At 60.2% G+C, this 18616-nt stretch carries 17 protein-coding genes; 3 read left to right on the top strand and 14 right to left on the bottom strand.

Annotation, left to right across the window (positions count from 1 at the left end):
* Positions 1-76: 76 nt before the first annotated feature.
* On the top strand, positions 77-280 hold the full coding sequence (locus QWJ10_RS10305; RefSeq protein ID WP_289926532.1) for a hypothetical protein: 204 nt from the start codon (positions 77-79) through the stop codon (positions 278-280).
* Between the two features lie 132 nt (positions 281-412).
* On the opposite strand, the gene QWJ10_RS10300 is transcribed toward QWJ10_RS10305, so the two are convergent.
* From QWJ10_RS10300 to puuE, 4 genes are read right to left on the bottom strand one after another with little or no spacing between them, the layout of a single operon-like run.
* Positions 413-919, bottom strand: a complete 507-nt coding sequence (locus QWJ10_RS10300) for an ureidoglycolate lyase (RefSeq protein ID WP_289926102.1) — start codon at positions 917-919, stop codon at positions 413-415.
* 2 nt (positions 920-921) lie between these two features.
* On the bottom strand, positions 922-1923 hold the full coding sequence (alc, locus tag QWJ10_RS10295) for an allantoicase (protein ID WP_289926100.1): 1002 nt from the start codon (positions 1921-1923) through the stop codon (positions 922-924).
* Between the two features lie 7 nt (positions 1924-1930).
* Entirely contained in the window at positions 1931-2446 is a 516-nt protein-coding gene (uraD, locus tag QWJ10_RS10290; protein ID WP_289926098.1) for a 2-oxo-4-hydroxy-4-carboxy-5-ureidoimidazoline decarboxylase, read from the bottom strand.
* Positions 2443-3363, bottom strand: coding sequence for an allantoinase PuuE (gene puuE / locus QWJ10_RS10285; protein WP_289926096.1), 921 nt, complete (start codon positions 3361-3363; stop codon positions 2443-2445). The genes uraD and puuE overlap by 4 nt, the downstream gene beginning before the upstream one ends.
* Positions 3364-3655: 292 nt before the next feature.
* On the opposite strand from puuE, the gene uraH reads away from it, so the two are divergent.
* On the top strand, positions 3656-4009 hold the full coding sequence (uraH, locus tag QWJ10_RS10280) for a hydroxyisourate hydrolase (RefSeq protein ID WP_289926513.1): 354 nt from the start codon (positions 3656-3658) through the stop codon (positions 4007-4009).
* A 225-nt stretch (positions 4010-4234) separates the two neighbouring features.
* Positions 4235-5395, top strand: a complete 1161-nt coding sequence (gene hpxO / locus QWJ10_RS10275; protein WP_289926095.1) for an FAD-dependent urate hydroxylase HpxO — start codon at positions 4235-4237, stop codon at positions 5393-5395.
* Positions 5396-5852: 457 nt separating this feature from the next.
* Here the strand turns inward: hpxO and xdhC are convergent, their stop codons facing one another.
* The 10 genes from xdhC to QWJ10_RS10225 form a co-directional block, all read right to left on the bottom strand.
* A complete protein-coding gene (gene xdhC, locus QWJ10_RS10270; protein ID WP_289926092.1) occupies positions 5853-6683 on the bottom strand; it encodes a xanthine dehydrogenase accessory protein XdhC in 831 nt (276 codons plus the stop codon).
* The gene (locus QWJ10_RS10265) at positions 6676-6852 is read right to left on the bottom strand and encodes a hypothetical protein (RefSeq protein WP_289926089.1); all 177 of its coding nucleotides are present in this window, start codon (positions 6850-6852) and stop codon (positions 6676-6678) included. Before QWJ10_RS10265 ends, xdhC begins: the two co-directional genes overlap by 8 nt.
* Before the next feature lie 12 nt (positions 6853-6864).
* A complete protein-coding gene (gene xdhB / locus QWJ10_RS10260; RefSeq protein ID WP_289926088.1) occupies positions 6865-9261 on the bottom strand; it encodes a xanthine dehydrogenase molybdopterin binding subunit in 2397 nt (798 codons plus the stop codon).
* Positions 9254-10705: a xanthine dehydrogenase small subunit gene (gene xdhA, locus QWJ10_RS10255; RefSeq protein WP_289926086.1), complete on the bottom strand. Its 1452-nt coding sequence runs from the start codon at positions 10703-10705 to the stop codon at positions 9254-9256. The genes xdhB and xdhA overlap by 8 nt, the downstream gene beginning before the upstream one ends.
* A 164-nt stretch (positions 10706-10869) precedes the next feature.
* Positions 10870-11844, bottom strand: a complete 975-nt coding sequence (locus tag QWJ10_RS10250) for a 2-oxoglutarate and iron-dependent oxygenase domain-containing protein (protein WP_289926511.1) — start codon at positions 11842-11844, stop codon at positions 10870-10872.
* A 132-nt stretch (positions 11845-11976) separates the two neighbouring features.
* On the bottom strand, positions 11977-13059 hold the full coding sequence (locus tag QWJ10_RS10245) for a BMP family ABC transporter substrate-binding protein (RefSeq protein ID WP_289926083.1): 1083 nt from the start codon (positions 13057-13059) through the stop codon (positions 11977-11979).
* 214 nt (positions 13060-13273) lie between these two features.
* Complete coding sequence (locus tag QWJ10_RS10240; RefSeq protein WP_286788485.1) at positions 13274-14626, bottom strand: 8-oxoguanine deaminase; 1353 nt, start codon at positions 14624-14626, stop codon at positions 13274-13276.
* 258 nt (positions 14627-14884) lie between these two features.
* Complete coding sequence (locus tag QWJ10_RS10235; RefSeq protein WP_286788486.1) at positions 14885-15811, bottom strand: ABC transporter permease; 927 nt, start codon at positions 15809-15811, stop codon at positions 14885-14887.
* Between the two features lie 14 nt (positions 15812-15825).
* On the bottom strand, positions 15826-16926 hold the full coding sequence (locus tag QWJ10_RS10230; RefSeq protein ID WP_289926078.1) for an ABC transporter permease: 1101 nt from the start codon (positions 16924-16926) through the stop codon (positions 15826-15828).
* 13 nt (positions 16927-16939) lie between these two features.
* Positions 16940-18487, bottom strand: a complete 1548-nt coding sequence (locus QWJ10_RS10225) for an ABC transporter ATP-binding protein (protein ID WP_289926076.1) — start codon at positions 18485-18487, stop codon at positions 16940-16942.
* Positions 18488-18616 lie beyond the last annotated feature (129 nt).

The following is an 18616-nucleotide window of genomic DNA, read 5'->3' as shown; positions in this document are numbered from 1 at the left end:
CGGGTATGTTTATGACTAACAGCAACGACAAGGGTGGTGAGCTGCTCACTAAACAAGGGCTGGTGGGTTGACTGGAATGACAGACCGTACAGCGTTCGTGAATAATGCCTTCGACCTGAGCGAAATCATCTGTAGCAGTAAGTGGCATCTGTTGCGATTGTACCGTGGCGTAAAGGCTGCCTGGATTTTTGACGGGTGGGGGCGTGTGAGTGGATTGTATCAATGGAGACATCTGCTCCTTGTCAAACCACAGGAAGAGGCCCAGCACTACCAGGGTTAACCCTGAGCCAAACAGCATCCATCTAAGTTTTTGCATGTCGCGATCACTGGCTAAGGCTATCAGTATAACCAAGCGGTATGTCGACCTGGTGACGGCCAGTCGAAGGCTATCGACTGACTGGCTGCCGATGCATTAATGGTTTGTCTCTAACCAGAGTTCTACCGTATCGGCAAAATAGTATTCATCACAGTTATTGGCTATGCCGCTTCGGTCAACGATCAGAAAGTCGTCGATATCCGAGAGTGCCAAGACAGGGTGATGCCAGACGCCTCGGTGATAATTAATGCCTTGTTCTCCGTTGGCAATGAAGGCTCTGATGGCGTGGGGACTAGGCGTATCACCGGCGGGCGCGACCACGACCAGAAAAGGCTTGCCTTTGAGCGGGACAAACGCCTGGCTTCCCAAGGGATGGCGCTCCAGCATGCGAATGCGTAGCGGGAGCTCCAATGCCTGGGCGCGAAAGATGCTGATAATGGCCTTTCCGTCATCCGGGCCTGTATCAACATCGGCCAGACGGTGGAAGCGTTGGGTCGAGCCATTATTGATAAGGTAGTGGTCACGCCCGGCGGTCTCGATGACATCGCCGAACGGAGCAAACGCTTCTTGGGTAAGAGGATAAGGCCTGAGTGTCTGACGCATGGTCATTTCCTGGTTATACGGCCAAACAGACGTAGACGGCTGACGCCGCCGTCCGGAAAGATATTCAGGCGTACATGGGTGATGGCCCCCAGTGGTTTAATCTCTTCAACAAACTCATGCTCCTGATGCATGTGCAGCTTTTGTGAGGGCAACAGCTCGCGCCAATAAAGGCTTTGCGTTTCGATCTGGCTGTCGGTGCCGCCTTGAACATAGGCGGCCTGGATAGAGCAGCTGTCTGGGTAGTTGCCTTTGAAATGCAGCGTATCGACCACGATGCGCTCGACTTCTCCAGGATGGCCTAGTGCGACGATAACCCAGTCATTGCCCGGTGTGCGACGGCGAGCGGTTTCCCAGCCATCCGACATATTTTCTGCCCGGCCTGGGTTGAGGATATTACTCATACGGCCGTAGTGCTCGTCATTGCAGGCTAGGGCGCGACCTCCGTTCAGCGCTGCAGCAAGATCCAGCACTTCTGTGGTGTCCTGCCTGGACCATTCACGATAAGGAATGCCATAAACGCGCAGGCGAGCCACACCGCCGTCTGGGTAGATATTCAAGCGCAGGTGCGTCCAGGGGCGCTCATCATCGAGCGCATGGTAGTGGTGACTGTTGCCCTGTAGCTCTACGGCAGGCAGCACTTCGATCCATTGAGTGTCCGCGTCTGGATCGCCATGGGGCGAAAAGCAGGCCTCTACAGAAGCAGAGGGTGGGTAATTGCCAGTGAAGTAACGGGTATCGATATCGACCCCTTTAATGAAGCCGGGCACACCCAGGCGGATGACCGCATGATCGTATCCTTCGAAGCGCTTACGCCGTGATTCCCAGCCATCCATCCATTTGCCATTGTCGTCATAAACGCCTTCTTTCCACTCGGGCTCATGGGGCTGCAGCATGCGATTGGCCTCAGCGAACCAGTCATCCGTGACGTGGATGACGCGGGTTCCCAGGCGCGCATCGGCCAGATTCAAGTACTTTTCGAACGAGGCGTTATACGTTCTTTTCATAAGTGGCTCATAGTTGCTGGAGTCGGAAGAGAGCGATCTTGTTTATCTCGGAGAGCGCGCAGGCAAATTCCTGTTCAGGCGTATGACGTATACGTTCCTCGAATGCCTGAAGAATCAGATGACGATTGCTGCCCTTGACGGCCATGATGAATGGAAAGCCAAATTTGGCTTTGTAGGTTTCGTTGAGTACCGTAAACCGGACCAGCTCTTCTGGTGTGCATTGGTCCAGACCTGCGCCAGCTTGTTCGGCGCTGCTGGCACGGGTTAATTCACCCCTTAACGCCGCCTTGCCGGCGAGATCAGGATGAGCATTGATCAATGCCTGTTGCTCTTCACGATTGGCCTCCAGAAGGGCAGCGCTCATCTGCGCATGAAGGTTTTCGATCTGGTCGAGGTGGTTGTCGATGCCTTGATCGTATACCCGCTCCGCTACCCAGGGTGAGTGCTCATAGATGTTGCCAAACACCGACATAAATTCAGCGCGATCTAGGGTACTTGGCGTCAGGGTTTTGAAATGACTCATGCAGCAGGATCCATCGGATGGTGTTCATGCCAGTGTCGTGCAATGTCGACACGGCGTGCAAACCAGACGCCCGAATGGCCTTGCGCATATTCTAAAAAGCGCTTGAGGCCGGCCAGTCGTGCTGGACGTCCTATGACGCGGCAATGTAGGCCGACGGATAGCATTTTGGGCGAGGTGGCGCCTTCTTCATAAAGTATATCGAAGGCATCTTTAAGGTATTGAAAAAACTGCTCCGACGTATGAAAACCCTGCGCCTGGGTAAAACGCATGTCATTGGTGTCGAGCGTGTAGGGTATGACCAGATGCGGCTTGCCTGCCGGAGAGCGTTCCCAATAGGGTAGGTCATCGTCGTAGGTGTCCGAATCATAAAGGAATCCGCCTTCCTCCATGACCAGCCGACGGGTATTGGGGCTGGTGCGCCCGGTATACCAGCCTAACGGACGCTGGCCTGTAAGCTCAGTCAACAGGCTGATGGCTTTCTGCATCTGCTCACGTTCATCCGCTTCGTCTACGTATTGGTAGTCTATCCAGCGATAGCCGTGACTGCAGATTTCGTGTCCAGCTTCAACCATCGTGCGGATGACCTCAGGGTGACGTTGAGCGGCCATGGCTACGGCAAAAATGGTAAGTGGAACATCGTGGCGCTTGAACAGTTCAAGGATGCGCCATACCCCCGCGCGGCTACCGTATTCATAGAGCGACTCCATGCTCATGTTGCGCACTCCTGCAAGGGGCTGCGCCGAAACCATCTCGGATAGAAACGCCTCTGATTCCCTGTCCCCGTGAAGAATGCATCGTTCTCCACCTTCTTCATAATTGAGTACAAAGGACAGGGCGATGCGGGAGTTGTCCGGCCAATGAGCATGGGGTGGGGTCTGGCCATAGCCAATAAGGTTACGCGGGTAGACGCTATTCACAAACAGGTTCCTTAGCAGAGCTGCCCCAGCGAGAAGAGCTGAGTCGTCGAACGTGTTACCGTGCGGTACGGCTAAGGCTCCTGTAGCAAGAAACCTGCCTAAGTGGTCAGGAAATATTTCCAGGCCGGCACCTATCGTGTACAAGGCAAAAGTAATGTACTACTTATCTTAGAGCCTGCTCACGATCCGAAATTGATGTAGGGCGGGATGAATCCCGTCCTACGCAAGAGGCCTGCTCATGAGCCGAGACTCAGCTACCAGAGGAGCGGCATCCACTGATGCCGATGATGCGATGGGACGTTTGACTACACATGTGTTGGATGCCGCTAATGGCCGCCCCGGCAGCGATATCCGTATTGAACTGGTTCGCCTCGCTGGCACGCAACGTGTTCCCGTGAGCGACGTACGCACCAATGCGAACGGCCGCTGTGATGCACCGTTGCTCGAAGGCGATGCGCTGGAGGCTGGCGTGTATGAGTTGACCTTCCACGTGGGTGACTACTTTCGCTTGCAGGGTGCGCCGCTTGCCGAGCCAGCCTTCCTTGATCAGGTCGTCCTGCGCTTTGGTGTCGCCTCGCCGGACGAGCACTATCACGTCCCCTTGCTGGTTTCGCCCTATAGTTATTCGATGTACCGGGGAAGCTGATCCGCTGCCCTTGAAGAGGGCACTGCGTGCGCTGGATGCGCTGATTGAGTGCGTGGTTCACATGTGCGTGGCAGGCGTTTGCTTCGTGGTCTGCGATATCCAGAGCGGCCTTCGTAATCGGAATCAATGTAGCGTTGCGCCAGTAGGCAAATGCTGACTGAGTGGTCAGGTTTTTGCTTGAGCCTAAGCCTGTTTCTTCCTTTAGCCTTCATCCAGGGATTTCCTATGCAAACGCTCGACATCATTATCATTGGCGCCGGCATGGGTGGGCTGACCGCCGCGATTGCCCTGCAACGAGCCGGGCATCGGGTTCGCCTGTATGAGCGTGCAGCGGAGCTGGCGCCCGTCGGGGCGGCTATTTCCGTCTGGCCTAACGGGGTGAAGGTCTTGGAGGCGCTGGGGTTGGGGCCGGATATCGCGGCGGTCAGCGGTGATATGCGTAGCATGAGCTACCGCAATCGCGAAGGAAACCTGCTGACTCATTTCAGTCTCGAACCCTTATATCGAGACGTAGGGCAGCCGGCGCGGCCCATCGCCCGGGCAGCATTGCAACGCATCCTGTTGGACGCGGCAGGCCCTGAGCGGGTTTCGCTAGGCGTGAGTTGCGAGGCCGTCGAGCAGCATGCCGACGGTGTCGAAGTCTTGTTGTCCGATGGCCGCCGCGAACGTGCCGATCTCTTGATCGCTGCTGACGGCACTCATTCGAAGTTGCGGAATTTTGTCGTGAACCGAGCTGTCTCGCGGAACTACTGTGGTTACGTGAACTGGAATGGCCGGGTGGCGATCAGCCCGGACCTGGGCGAGCCACATGAATGGGCACAATACGTGGGCGATCACCAACGGGTTTCGCTGATGCCGATGGGTGGCGATGAGTTCTATTTCTTTTTCGACGTGCCTTTGCCGGCCGGTACGCCTAACGATCGCAGCCGTTATCGCAACGAACTAACCGAGCATTTCGCCGGCTGGGCGGCCCCCGTTCAGCGTCTGATCGAGCGGTTGGACCCGGCCGGTATCGCTCGGGTCGAGATTCATGACACCGAGCCGCTGAAAACCTTGATTAATAAACGCATCGTTCTGTTGGGCGATGCCGCCCATGCCATGGCGCCCGATCTGGGGCAGGGTGGCTGCCAGGCTATGGAGGACGCCTGGGTGTTGGCCTGCTGCCTGACTGAACACGGCAACGACCTTCATCAGGCTCTGCCGGCCTACGATGCCGCACGAGTCGAGCGGGTCGGCAGCATCGTCAGCCGCGCCCGCAAGCGCGCCGAGACCACCCATGGCCATGACCCGGCGCTCACCCGCAGCTGGTACGCCGAGCTTGTCCAGGAAACTGGCGAAGGCATCCTTGCCGGCCTGGGCAAGACGATAGCTGGCGGTCCGCTGTAAATACCTATCAGCGGTCAACTGGCTTGTAAGTGTGGGTTGAGAGGGTTGGCGCTAAGAACTTACGACGAAGTCCAACACTGTGGCTGCCTGGCTTTGCGAAGCTCAGGTTATCTACTTGGCTTTGAAATCATGCAAGCTGATGATGTCTGCGCTCTTGTAGGAAGGGCTTCAGCCGCGACCATAGAATCCTTGCTAAAGCGCCTCCGACAACGTAATCGTCCGACTTGACGACTAGGTGCTCGGATTGTGGTAGAGAAGTTATCCGTGGGAGCAGCTGGGCGGCATCCTGCTTCAGCCACGATATCGACATCGCGGCTGAAGCAGAGCGCCATCTGGTCGCTTCCAGGGTATCTGGTTATTCGGTTGTTGGGCTTTGCGGAGTTCAGCCTAACCTACAAATGACCGGTGGGAGCGGCTCCAGCCACGATTTTTGAGCACCATTGCATCATCCCTCCGCTTAGGTCACGGCCGGGAGGGCGCTATCTATAGCCCGTTCAGCGTTCGTCTTTTTACCGAAATCCCGGTTATAGACTGCGATGACCTCGCCCGCGACCGAAATGGCGATTTCCATCGGCAGTTTGCCTTTGACCTCGGCAATCCCCAGCGGGCAACGCATGCGCTGAACCACGTCCGGGGCGAAGTCGCGTTCACGCAGGCGATGCTCGAAGCGAGCCCGCTTGGTTTTCGAGCCGATCAGACCGTAATAGGCAAAATCGTTGCGCTGCAGGATGGCAGTCGTCAACTCCAGGTCCAGAGGATGATTGTGGGTCATGACGATGAAATAGCTGCCGGGCGGCATATCATTTACCTCGACAACCGGATCGTCGGTCACGATCTTTTTCACGCCCTCTGGAATGGCAGGTGGGAATTCCCCATCGCGACTGTCGATCCAGCGCACCCGGCAGGGCAGGCTGGCCAGCAGTGGCACCAGCGCCCGGCCAACATGACCGGCCCCGAACACGGCGATCTGCGCCTGCGGCTGGCCAAGCGGCTCGAACAGCAGCGTGGCCGAGCCGCCACAGCATTGGCCGAGGCTGGCGCCGAGGACGAAGCGCTCCAGCCGAGTGGCCAGCTCGCCACGCTCCAGCAAGTCGCGGGCGATGTGCATGGCCTTGTATTCCAGATGACCACCGCCAAGGGTGTCGAAGCATTTCGTCAGCGTAATGACCATCTTTGAGCCGGCGTTGCGCGGCGTGGAGCCTTTTTCCTCTACCAGCGTCACCAGCACGCACGGCTCGCCGCGGCGCTGCAGATCGGCCAAGGCTTCGATCCAGCCCATGTTATTCATGGTGCGCCTCGATGATGGGGAAGGGGGATGCGAAACAGGTTGTCTTGGTTCGGCAGGGCACGGTCTTTTCGTAGGATGGGTTGAGCGGAGCGATACCCAACAGTGGCCAAAAGACGATGGGTATTACAGGCTCAACCCATCCTACAGAAACCATCAATCGAAGCCTCATGATCGCTCCTGTTCAGGCCGGGGTAGACGCGGTTTCGACCGTGGCGGCTTTCTTCGCGACGGCCTGCCTCATCTGCTGCACGCCCCAGAGCACCCGTTCTGGAGTGGCCGGCGCGTCGATGTCGGGCTGAACCCGATAATCCGCCAGGCTCGCCACGGCGTCCTTGATCGCGCACCAGACGGAAATACCCAGCATAAACGGCGGTTCGCCTACGGCCTTGGAATGAAACACAGTGTCTTCCGGATTCTTGCGGTTTTCCACCAGCGTGACCCGCAAATCCAGCGGCGTGTCCGCCACGGTAGGGATCTTGTAGCTGGCGGGGCCGGAGGTCAGCAGTTTGCCCTGGTCGCTCCAGACGAGTTCTTCCATGGTCAGCCAGCCCATGCCCTGGATGAAGCCACCTTCCACCTGACCGATGTCGATGGCCGGGTTCAGCGAGGCACCAACATCATGGAGGATGTCGCTGCGCAGCATCTTGTATTCACCCGTCAGGGTGTCAACGATCACCTCGGAACAGGCAGCTCCGAATGCGAAATAATAGAACGGCCGGCCCCGGGCCTGGCTGCGGTCGTAATGGATCTTTGGCGTGCTGTAGAAGCCCGTGCTCGACAGCGATACCTGTCCGATATAGGCAAGGGTAATCAGCTCCTCGAAACTGATATAGCGATCCTCTATCCGCACCTGCCCGTTACGGAGTTCGATGGCCGCCGTGTCCACCTCGAAATGCCGCGCCGCGAAGTCGACTAGCCGCTGGCGGAGAGTCAGGGCCGCGTTCTGCGCGGCCTTGCCGTTGAGGTCCGCCCCGCTAGAGGCTGCTGTAGGAGATGTATTTGGCACCTTGCCTGTGTTGGTGGCGGTGATTTGGATGCGATCGATATCGACCTGGAATACTTCGGCCACTATCTGCGCGACCTTGGTGTTCAGACCCTGGCCCATCTCGGTACCGCCATGGTTCAGGTGGATGCTGCCATCCGTATAGATGTGGATCAGCGCGCCGGCCTGGTTGAGAAAGCTCGACGTGAAGCTGATGCCGAACTTGACCGGCGTCAGGGCCAGCCCCTTTTTCAGCACCGGGCTGCCGGCATTGAACGTGCGAATCTCGGCGCGCCGCTGCGCGTAGTCGGCGCTCGCCTCCAGCTCGGCGGTCATTTCTGCAAGCAGGTTGTGCTCGACGGTCTGGAAATAGTGGGTCTCGTTGCGCGCGTCCTGGCCGTAGTAGTTGAGCTTGCGTATTTCGAGCGGGTCCTTGCCCAGAGTGCGGGCGATACGGTCCATGATCTCTTCGATGGCCAGCATGCCCTGCGGGCCGCCGAATCCCCGGTAGGCGGTATTGGACGCCGTATGAGTCTTGCAGCGATGGCCATGGATGACGGCATCGCCCAGGTAATAGGCGTTGTCGGCATGGAACATGGCCCGGTCGACAATGGCGCCGGAAAGGTCTGGCGAATAACCGCAATTGCCGGCCAGGTCGATCTGGATGCCGTGCAGCCGTCCGTCATCGTCGAAGCCGACGTCGTATTCGACATAGAACGGATGACGCTTGCCGGTCATCTGCATGTCTTCGACACGGGGCAGACGCATCTTGGTCGGTTGGCCGGTCAGGTGCGCGATCACCGCGCACAGGCACGCGGGGCTTGCGGCCTGGGTTTCCTTGCCGCCGAAGCCGCCTCCCATGCGACGCATGTCGATCACGACCTTGTTCATCGGCACGCCCAGCACTTCGGCGACGAGCTTTTGGATCTCGGTGGGGTTCTGGGTCGAACTGTAGACGATCATACCGCCATCCTCGGTGGGCATGACCGAGGCGATCTGGGTTTCGAGATAGAAATGTTCCTGACCACCGATGTGCAGCGTGCCCTGCAGGCGATGCGGTGCATGGTTCAATGCGTTGACCGCATTGCCGCGCTGGTGGGTATGGCTGTCGAGCACGAAATGCCGCTTGCGCAGCGCTTCGACTACATCCAGCACCGGCTCCAGATCCTCGTATTCGATCACAGCGAGCCGAGCGGCCTGTCGCGCCACGTCCAGGGTGGTCGCGGCCACGGCCACCACGGGCTGGCCGATAAACTCGACCTTGTCCTTGGCCAACAGCGGATCGCCCTTGAAGACCGGGCCGATGTCCAGCTGACCAGGTACGTCGTCGGCGGTGATGACCCGCACGACGCCCGGCACGTTATAGCAAGGCGTCGTATCGATGCGCAGGATGCGTGCGTGGGCGCGGTCGGAGACGCGCGCATAGACGTGCAGCTGGTTGGGAAACTCCAGGCGGTCGTCAATGTATTGGGCTTCACCGGTGACGTGTCGGGTGGCACTGTCGTGCTTGACGCTGCGGCCAACGCCAGTGACTATGCCCTTCTGGAACAGGGCGGCGAGTTCGTCCTGAGACTTCTTGCGCAGCAGATCAGACATAGGCGGTCACCCGTGTGTCGAGGCCTGGTGTGGTGAGCTCGTGAAAGCATTTGCGCAATAGGTTTTGCGCCACGAGTAGACGATATTCGCGGCTGGCGCGGAAGTCGGTCAGGGGCGTGAAATCCTCCGTCAGCGCGATGCAGGCAAGTTCGATGGCCTCCGCTGACCACTCGGCATCGGTCAACGCTGCTTCGCAGCGCTGCGCGCGTTTGGGGATAGCCGCCATGCCACCATAGGCAATACGTGCCTGGCGAACCATGCCATCAATGATCGTCAGGTTGAAGGCGGCGCAGACGGCGGAGATGTCATCGTCCAGACGTTTGGACACCTTATAGGCGCGAAATTGCTGATCGGCACTGGCCAGCGGTACGCGAATGCGCTCGATGAACTCACCTTGCTCGCGAGCGGTGATCTTGTAGTCGATGAAGTAGTCTTCCAGCGCCAGCGTACGGCGGCGTATGCCCTGGCGTAGCACAAGCTCGGCGCCCAGGGCGATCAAAAGCGGCGGCGAGTCACCGATCGGCGAAGCGTTGCCGATATTGCCGCCCAGCGTGCCTTGGTTACGGATTTGCAGGGAGGCGAAGCGGTGCAGCAGCGCGCCGAAGTCTGGGTATTCCTCGGCCAGCAATGCGTAGCAGTCGGACAAAGGTGCGGCGGCGCCCAGTTCGAGGCCATCGTCCCGTCGCTCGAGCTGCTTCATCTCGGCTACATGCCCGACGGCGATCATCAATGGCAGCTCGCGATGCAACTGGGTGACCTCTAGGGCCAAGTCAGTGCCACCGGCCAGGAGCCGTGCGTCGGGAATCGCCTCGTAGAGCGAAGCCAGTGCCTCGACGGTCAAGGGCACCAGGCAGCGCTTATGGCCGTCATTGAGCTCAGCGGTCGTCTGCGGGGCGATGGCTTGCAGGCGCGCCAGTGTCTGCGCTTCGGCGGCATCGAACTGATCGGGCACATGCTGGCTGCAGCTCTGTTTAGCGGCGGCGAGGATCGGTCGGTAGCCAGTGCAGCGGCACAGGTTGCCGGCCAGCGCTTCATGAGCTTGCGCCCTGTCCGCCGTCTGGCTGTTTTTCTGCAAGGCGAACAGGGACATGACAAAGCCGGGCGTGCAGAAGCCGCACTGCGAGCCATGGCAATCCACCATGGCCTGCTGCACGCTGTGCAGCTGCCCCTGGTGCTTGAGATCTTCCACCGTGATCAGTTGCTTGCCATGCAAGGCCGATACGAAGGTTAGACACGAATTGAGCGTGCGGTAGCGCAGGCGCTCCTGGCCCGGCGCGCCTTCCCGTTCGGCCACCACCACGGTACAGGCACCGCAGTCGCCCGAGGCGCAGCCTTCCTTGGTGCCTCTCTTGCCGGCCTGTTCGCGCAGGAACTCGAGCACGGTCGTGTTCGGGTCGAGTGCGGTTTCGGTACGCAATGCCTGATTGAGCAAGAACTGGATCATGCGGCACCTCTACAGGATGCGGAGCGCTTCGAGTGTTTGCTGCACGATAGATGGCTTTGTAGCCGATTAAAAGCTGATCGATCGGCCATGAATTGACGGGTGAGCGGCAAACCGCGCCACATAGTCGAGCGTGCGTTCATCAAAGCGATCTCCAGCAGATTAAATCAGACGGCGGACGTTTGGGATTCGCGGCGATAAGCGTAGGTGTCGGCAAAGCGCGACAGCAGCCACGCAGCGGCCGTGGTGTCCGGGTACTTGGGTGGAATGTCCGGCCCGTGGCAGCCAGGCAGGCAGCTGATCAAGGTGTCCGGATCGGGCTCGGCGAAGAATGGCATGGAGTAGCGGTCCACTCCGCTGGGACTGATTACCCTATGGGGTGTCGACTTGTAACGATCATTGCTCCAGCGCGCCATCATGTCGCCGATGTTGACCACGTAGGTACCTTCGATGGGTGGCGCATCGATCCAGTCGCCCTGAGCGCTCCGGGCCTGCAGGCCGCCGACCTGATCCTGATGAAGCAGCGTGACGCAGCCGTAATCTGTGTGTGCTCCGGCACCTTGCTGCTTAGTATCGCCAGCGCTCTGGCGCGGTGGATAGTGAATCATGCGAAACGCACTCATGGGCGCTACGAAGCGCTGGTCGAAAAAGTCTCGGTCGATGCCCAGGGCGAGGGTAATGGCGCGTAGGACGGTACAGGCAAGGGCTTGCATGTCCTGGTAGTGGGTTTCCAGCAGTGCCTCCCAGCCCTCCAGATCCGGATGCCGGTTAGGCCCGCGCAGCGGCTTGCCGGCCAGGACGTCCGGGTGATTGGCCGGCACATGAAAACCCATGTCGAAGGTTTCCTTCAGGTCGCTCGGCAGGTTCGGGTCCAGTTGTTCGGTCGCCACGGCGCCATAGCCACGATGGTGCTGGCTCTGCGTAATGTCGATCTTCAGCTTTTCCTCGACAGGCAGTGCGAAGAAGCGCTGGGCATAATCCTGCAGTTGTGCAAGGCGCGTGGCAGGAATCGGGTGCCCCTTGATATAGAAAAAGCCCCAGGTGCGACAGGCTTGGTCAATATCACGGGCAACGGTCTGCCAGCCGGTGTCCTCGGCAGAATAGAGCGGCGCGATGTCAATGATGGGCAGTGACTGGGTCATGGTGATGGCTTGCTCGCTAAACGGTTGTTCACGATGTGCGGCAATGGGTCCAACGGTATTGAAACGTCTTCGCTTCGCCACCGTTTGGCTCTCGCTCGCGAGAAACGGGCGCTGCAAAGGCGTCCCATCGTTTCACTGCGGCAACTCGGCTTTTACGCCTTCCACGTAGTAATTCATGCCGGCGAGGTCCGCCGTGGTAGCCGTCGCGCCTTCGGCGATCCGAACCTTGCCGCTCTGGTCCTTGATCGGGCCGGTGAAGGGATGGAAGTCACCGCTTTTGATGCTGACGATGATCTGTTCAGCTTCGCCTTTCACGTCGGCGGGTACCAGATCGCTGATCGGCAGCTCGATGGTGTCGTCGTGCAGGCCGCCCCAGAAATCCTGTGGCTTCCAAGTGCCATCCATAACCGCCTGGGTGGTCTGGATGTAATAAGGGCCCCAGTTGTTGACAATGGAGGTCAGCACAGCCTTCGGGCCGAAGTGGGCCATGTCCGAGGCGTAACCGATGGAGTAGACACCCCGACGCTCAGCGGCCTGGATCGGGGCCGGACTGTCGGTGTGCTGGAAAATGACGTCTGCGCCCTGATCGATCAGGGCATTGGCGGCATCGGCTTCCTTACCCGGGTCGAACCAGGTATTTACCCAGACCACCTTGAGCTCAGTGCCTGGGTTGTACTTGTTCAGAGCCAGCTGGATCGAGTTGATGTCGCGGATTACCTCAGGAATAGGGAAGGAGGCCACGTACCCGACGATCTTGCTTCTGGTCATCTTGGCCGCGAGAAAACCGCCTACGTAACGGCCTTCATAGGAGCGTGCCAGATAGGTGCCGAGGTTCTTGTCCTGTTTATAGCCCGTGGCGTGCTCGAACTTCACCTTGGGGAACTGCTTGGCAACCTTGGTCGTGGCGTTCATGTAGCCGAAGGAGGTGGTGAAGATGAGGTCATAGCCGCTTTTGGCCATGTTGCGGATGACCCGTTCGGCATCGGCGCCTTCCGCCACGTTCTCGACGAAGGTTGTCTGCACCTTGTCGCCGAAATGCTCGGCAACCTGCTGCCGACCCTGTTCATGCTGGTAGGTCCAGCCGTGGTCGCCGACCGGGCCAACATAGACGAAGCCGACCTTCAGCGGATCGGCAGCCGAGGCGCTCAGCGCGGCGGTGAAACCCATGGCTGCGACTAGCGTGCGCAGCAATTTCGAGCGAATGCTTCTTTGCATGACGAGATGACGCTCCTATAGTGGGAAGGCCGGATGCTCCACGGCACGCTCGTCCACTGCAAAAAGTTGACCAAGTGGACAGGTTACGTCGATACAGGGGCTCGGCCGTTGTGGTCGGCGCGAAATGGACTCCGGTTGGTGCAACAAAGGATGTCGTCGCTGCAAAACGGTGCGGGAAGGGCGTCCTCCCGGACAGGAAGACGCCGCCGTACCTTCACTGGACCAATCGTTTAGCAGCCTGACGGTGATCGGCGATCAGCCCGGCCACATCCAGCCCTTCGATCTGCCCATCCACGACCCGCCACTGCCCACCGACCATGACGCGGTCTGCCCGGTGCGCACCGCACAGCAGCAGGGCAGCGACCGGGTCGTGGCTGCCAGAAAACTGCAGCTCGTCCTGCTTGAAAAGGGCCAGGTCCGCCTGCTTGCCGACAGCGAGCTCGCCGATGTCCTTACGCCCCAAAACGTGTGCCGATCCCCGGGTCGCCCAGCTCAGCACCCGCTCGGGCGTGATCTGCTCTGCCCCGTAGCGTAATCGTTGCAGCAGCAGGGCCTGGCGAGCCTCGAGGATCATGTTGGAGCCATCGTTAGAGGCCGAGCCGTCGACGCCCAGACCGATCACGGCGCCGGCCTCTTCCAACTCCAAGGTGCGGCAGATACCCGAGGCGAGCCGCATGTTCGAACAGGGGCAATGGCAGATGCCGACACCCGCTGCGCCGAGTCTAGCGACTTCGCAATCGTCAAAATGGATGCCATGGGCCAGCCAGGTACGTGGGCCGAGCCAGCCGACGCTTTCCAGGTAGTCCACCGTACGCATGCCGAAACGCTGCTGGCAGAATTCTTCCTCATCCAGCGTTTCGGCCAGATGCGTGTGCAGGCGGACGTCATGCCGTTCGGCCAGTGCCGCGCTGGCGCGCATGATGTCAGGCGTCACCGAGAAGGGCGAGCAAGGTGCCAGACCGATCTGGATCTGCGCCCCATCGCCCCGCTCATGGTAGAGGCCGATCAGGCGTTCGCTGTCCAGCAGGATCGCCTCGGCCTGCTGCACCGTGTGCTGTGGCGGCAGACCGCCGTCCGCCTCGCCCAGACTCATCGAACCGCGAGTGAGCAGCGCGCGCATACCCAGCGCCCGCACCGCCTCGACCTGGATGTCGATGGCATCTTCCAGCCCATCTGGAAACAGGTAGTGATGGTCGGCGGCCGTGGTGCAGCCCGACAGCAGCAACTCAGCCAACGCCACGCGGCTGGCCAGTGCCAGCGCATCCGGCGTGAGCCGGGCCCAGACGGGGTAGAGCGTCTTGAGCCAGGGAAACAGCGGCTGATTGACCATTGGTGCCCAGGCGCGCGTGAGTGTCTGGTAGAAGTGATGATGGGTATTGACCAGGCCAGGCAGTACGACATGGTCCCGGGCGTTAAACACCTCGTCCACCGGCGCGGCAGGTGACTGCCCGACAGCGAGCAACTCGGTGATGACACCGTCATGGATGACCAGGCCGCCCGAGGCGTCTTGGTTGTTGGCAGTAAAAGTGGCGAGGGGATGCTTGATCCAGAGGCGGGTAGCGGACATGCCGGCTCCTCCTGAAAGTGTGGGTTCAGATACGTGAGCCAGCTCAGTTATGCCCTGTCTGCTGATCCAGGGGCCGTGGGGCAAGGGAAAGGGTAGCAAACGTCGAGCTTAGGGATCACGGTGAAAACAGTAGGCAGCACTGCGTTTCAGCAATTTTGGCGTCGGCTTGTTTATATCCTGCGATGGCTGTTACGCACGTAGGCATCAAGAAAGTTGCCTGCCTTTGATTACTCATCTTGGCTTCAGCCGCAATCGGGCTTAACCACCCGCCTTCCATGACTGCCCCAGCGACACCGGCGCATATAACCGCGTCCTTACGGCGTCGCGCGAAAGCAGGACCAGCACGATAATGGTCGCCACGTAGGGCAGCATTGCCAGCAGGTTGCCGGGGATCGACAGGCCGATGCCCTGGGCGACCAGATGTAGGATACTGGCAAGGCCAAACAGGTAGGCGCCGAGCAGGACGCGGCCCACGCGCCAGCTGGCGAAGACCACCAGTGCCAGAGCGATCCAGCCGCGGCCGGCGGTCATGTTTTCGGCCCACATCGGCGTGTAGGCCAGCGACAAATACCCGCCCGCCAGCCCGGCCATGGCGCCGCCAAACAGCAAGGCCAGCACGCGCACTCGCAGGACCGGCAAACCCATGGCGCTGGCGGCGTTAGGGTTTTCACCCACGGCCTGGATGATTAAACCGACGCGGCTCTTGAGCAGCGCCCAGGTCACCAGGACGAACAGTGCAAAAGACAGGTACACCAGCACATCCTGGCCAAACAGCATGCGGCCGATCAGGGGTATCTCGCTGAGCAGCGGAAGGTTGATGGGTTCGAAGCCGGCCAGGGGTTTGCCGACCCAGCCGGCGCCGACGAACGACGACAGCCCGACCCCGAAGATGGTCAGAGCCAGACCGGTCGCGACCTGGTTGGCATTGAAGCCCAGGGCCACGACGGCGAAGAGTTGCGACAGCAGCATGCCTGCCAGGCAGGCCACCAGCACGCCGAGCCAGAGGCTGCCGGTGGCAAAGGCCGCGATGAAGCCGGCCACGGCGCCGAACAGCATCATGCCCTCTTGGCCGAGGTTCAGCACGCCGCTCTTTTCACAGACCAGCTCGCCCAGTGCCACCAGCAGCAGTGGCGTACCAGTGCGCACCATGGCGTAGAACAGGTTCGTCAGCAGATCTATATCCATCACATATCTCCCTGTCAGCCGGCCGGTTGGTGTTCGAGTCGTGGCGCGCGTCGGGGCCAGCCCTTCAGGCGCAGTCGATAGACGATCAGCACATCGCACGCCAGCAGGTAGAACAGCACCATGCCTTGGAATAGCTGGCTGATCGAGGTTGGCAGATTGGCCGCCATCTGAGCGTTCTCGCCGCCCAGATAGAGCAGGGCCATGAGTAAGCTGGCGAAGACGATGCCGAGCGGATTGAGCCGCCCCAGAAAGGCCACGGTGATCGCGGCGTAGCCATAGCCCGGCGAGACCTGCGGAACCAGCTGGCCGATCGGGCCGGTCACCTCGCAGACGCCGGCCAGTCCCGCCAGTGCCCCGCTGAACAACAGCGCAATCCAGATCAGCCGTTTCTCGCGAAAGCCGACGAAACCGGCGGCGCGCTTGTCCAGGCCAAGGACCTTGATCTGGAAGCCGAGAAAACTTTTCTGCAGCAGCACCGACACCACGACCAGCGCGAGCAGGGCAAAGCACAGTCCGGCATGTACGCGTAGATCGTCGATGATGACCGGCAGGCGTGTGGCATCGCCAAACATCGCCGACTCGGGGAAATTGAAGCCCTGAGGGTCCTTCAGCGGACCATGCACGCAGTAGAGCAGGAGGTTCAACGCGATGTAGTTGAGCATGATGCTGGTCAGGATCTCGTTGGCGTTGAACTGCGTGCGCAACCAGGCGCACAACCCTGCCCAGGCCGCACCGCCCAGGATGCCAGCGAGCAGAGCTAGTACCAGTGCCCATGACGAGGCCCAGTCGATGACATTGACCGCCACGGTGCTGCCGGCCAGCGCGCCAATGAGCAGTTGGCCCTCGGCGCCGATGTTCCAGATACGCGCCTGGTAGACCACCGCCAGGCCCAGCGCACAGAGCAGGATCGGCAATGCCTTGACCAGCAGTTCGGAGACGCCGTAAAGATCGCTGATCGGGTCGATGAGCAGGATGCGCAGGGTTTCCAGAGGCGGATGGTCGAGTATGGCAAAGAGCAGGGCGCCGCTGATCAACGTCAGCAGGCCGGCCAGTACCGGCGAATACCACAGCATGGCGCGGGACCGCTGGCCACGGGGTTCGAGGGATAACAGCATGGCGGTGTTCTCGTCAGGCAGCGGCGGAAGTAGGGGCGTCGAATTGACCAGCCATCCAGCGACCGACATCGCCGGGCGTGCAACGTACGGTCGCCACAGGCGGCGAGAGACGGCCATGGCTCAGGGCCGCGATACGGTCGCTGATCTGGAACAGCTCTTCGAGATCCTCGGAGACTACCAGGATCGCCGCACCGGCATCTCGCAGTTCGATCAGCGCCCGATGAATCGCCGCCGCCGCGCCGACGTCCACGCCCCAGGTCGGGTGCGCGGCGATCAGCAGCCTGGGCTGCTGCAGGATCTCGCGGCCGAGAATGAATTTCTGCAGGTTGCCGCCAGAGAGGCTGCGAGCGGCCGTTTCGGTGTTTGGTGTCTTCACGGCGAAGCGCTCGATGACGCGTTGCGCAAACGCCTGGACCTTGCCACGGCGAATCAGGCCGTTGCCGATCAGGCCCCCCTGCTGGAAAGCGGTGAGTAGGCCATTATCCGTCAGGCTCATGTCTGGCACGGCGCCATGACCGAGGCGCTCGGCCGGGACGAAAGCCATGCCCAGCCGTCGCCGGGCATCGGGCCGCAGGTGCGCGATCGGACTTTCGCCGAAGCAGACGCAATGGCTGTCCTTGGCTGAGAGACGTTGCTCACCGGATAACAGTGCCAGCAGCTCGTCCTGCCCGTTGCCAGCGACTCCGGCGATGCCCATGATCTCGCCAGAACGCACCTGAAAGCTCACGTCTTTCAGCGACATGCCGAACGGATCGGCGTTGTGCCACGATAAGGCACTCACCTGCAGAAACGGCGTCTTGCCCTCGACTTTGGGATACTCCGCTTCCAGCCCCTCGGCCTCGCCAACCATGAGCCGAGCAAGCTCTAGATCAGAGCACTCGGCCGGCACGCAATGACCGGAAACCCGACCACCCCGCAGCACCGTGGCACGCTGGCACAGAGCCCGGACTTCGCCAAGCTTGTGGCTGATAAAAAGGATGCTACAGCCATCGCTGGCCAGGCGGTGCAGCGTGACGAACAGATCATCGGCCTCTTGCGGTGTGAGGACAGAAGTGGGCTCATCGAGAATTAGCAATTTGATGTCCTGCATTAGGCAACGAATGATCTCGACTCGTTGGCGTTCGCCAATGGACAGGCTGTGCACGAGCCGTTGTGGCTCTAGCGGCATGCCGTAGCGCTGGGAGACTTCACGAATCTTTGGTTCGAGCTGCCCCGGTGTTCCAGCCGACCGGCCTAGGGCCAGGGCGATGTTTTCCGCTACAGTCAGGGTTTCAAAAAGAGAGAAGTGCTGGAATACCATGCCGACCCCGCGTTGCCGCGCCTGGGCTGGGTCCCGCATGATAACCGGCTCCCCTTCCCAGCGAATTTCGCCGCCGTCGGGCTGCGTCAAGCCATAGATGATCTTCATCAGCGTGCTCTTGCCCGCTCCATTCTCCCCGAGCAGCGCATGGATTTCGCCAGGCTTGATCTGAAGGGCGATGCGATCATTGGCCAGGCAACCTGGATAGCGTTTGGTGATGCCGTGCAGTTCCAGGCGCAACCAGTCGGAGGACTCGAGCATGGTGATTATCCAGTCGATATTAGTGACGTCAGCTTAAGCAAAAAGCTGGCCAGATGGTCAGGAAATGACCTGGAGCCGTTGTGCCGTGGCTTGCGGCCTTTTGTCGGGAGAGACCAGTCGAATGAGCTG

This window comes from Pseudomonas sp. WAC2 (assembly GCF_030403525.1).
In the GTDB taxonomy this organism is placed as follows: Bacteria; Pseudomonadota; Gammaproteobacteria; order Pseudomonadales; family Pseudomonadaceae; genus Chryseomonas; species Chryseomonas luteola.
This window is presented reverse-complemented; position numbering and strand designations above follow the sequence as displayed.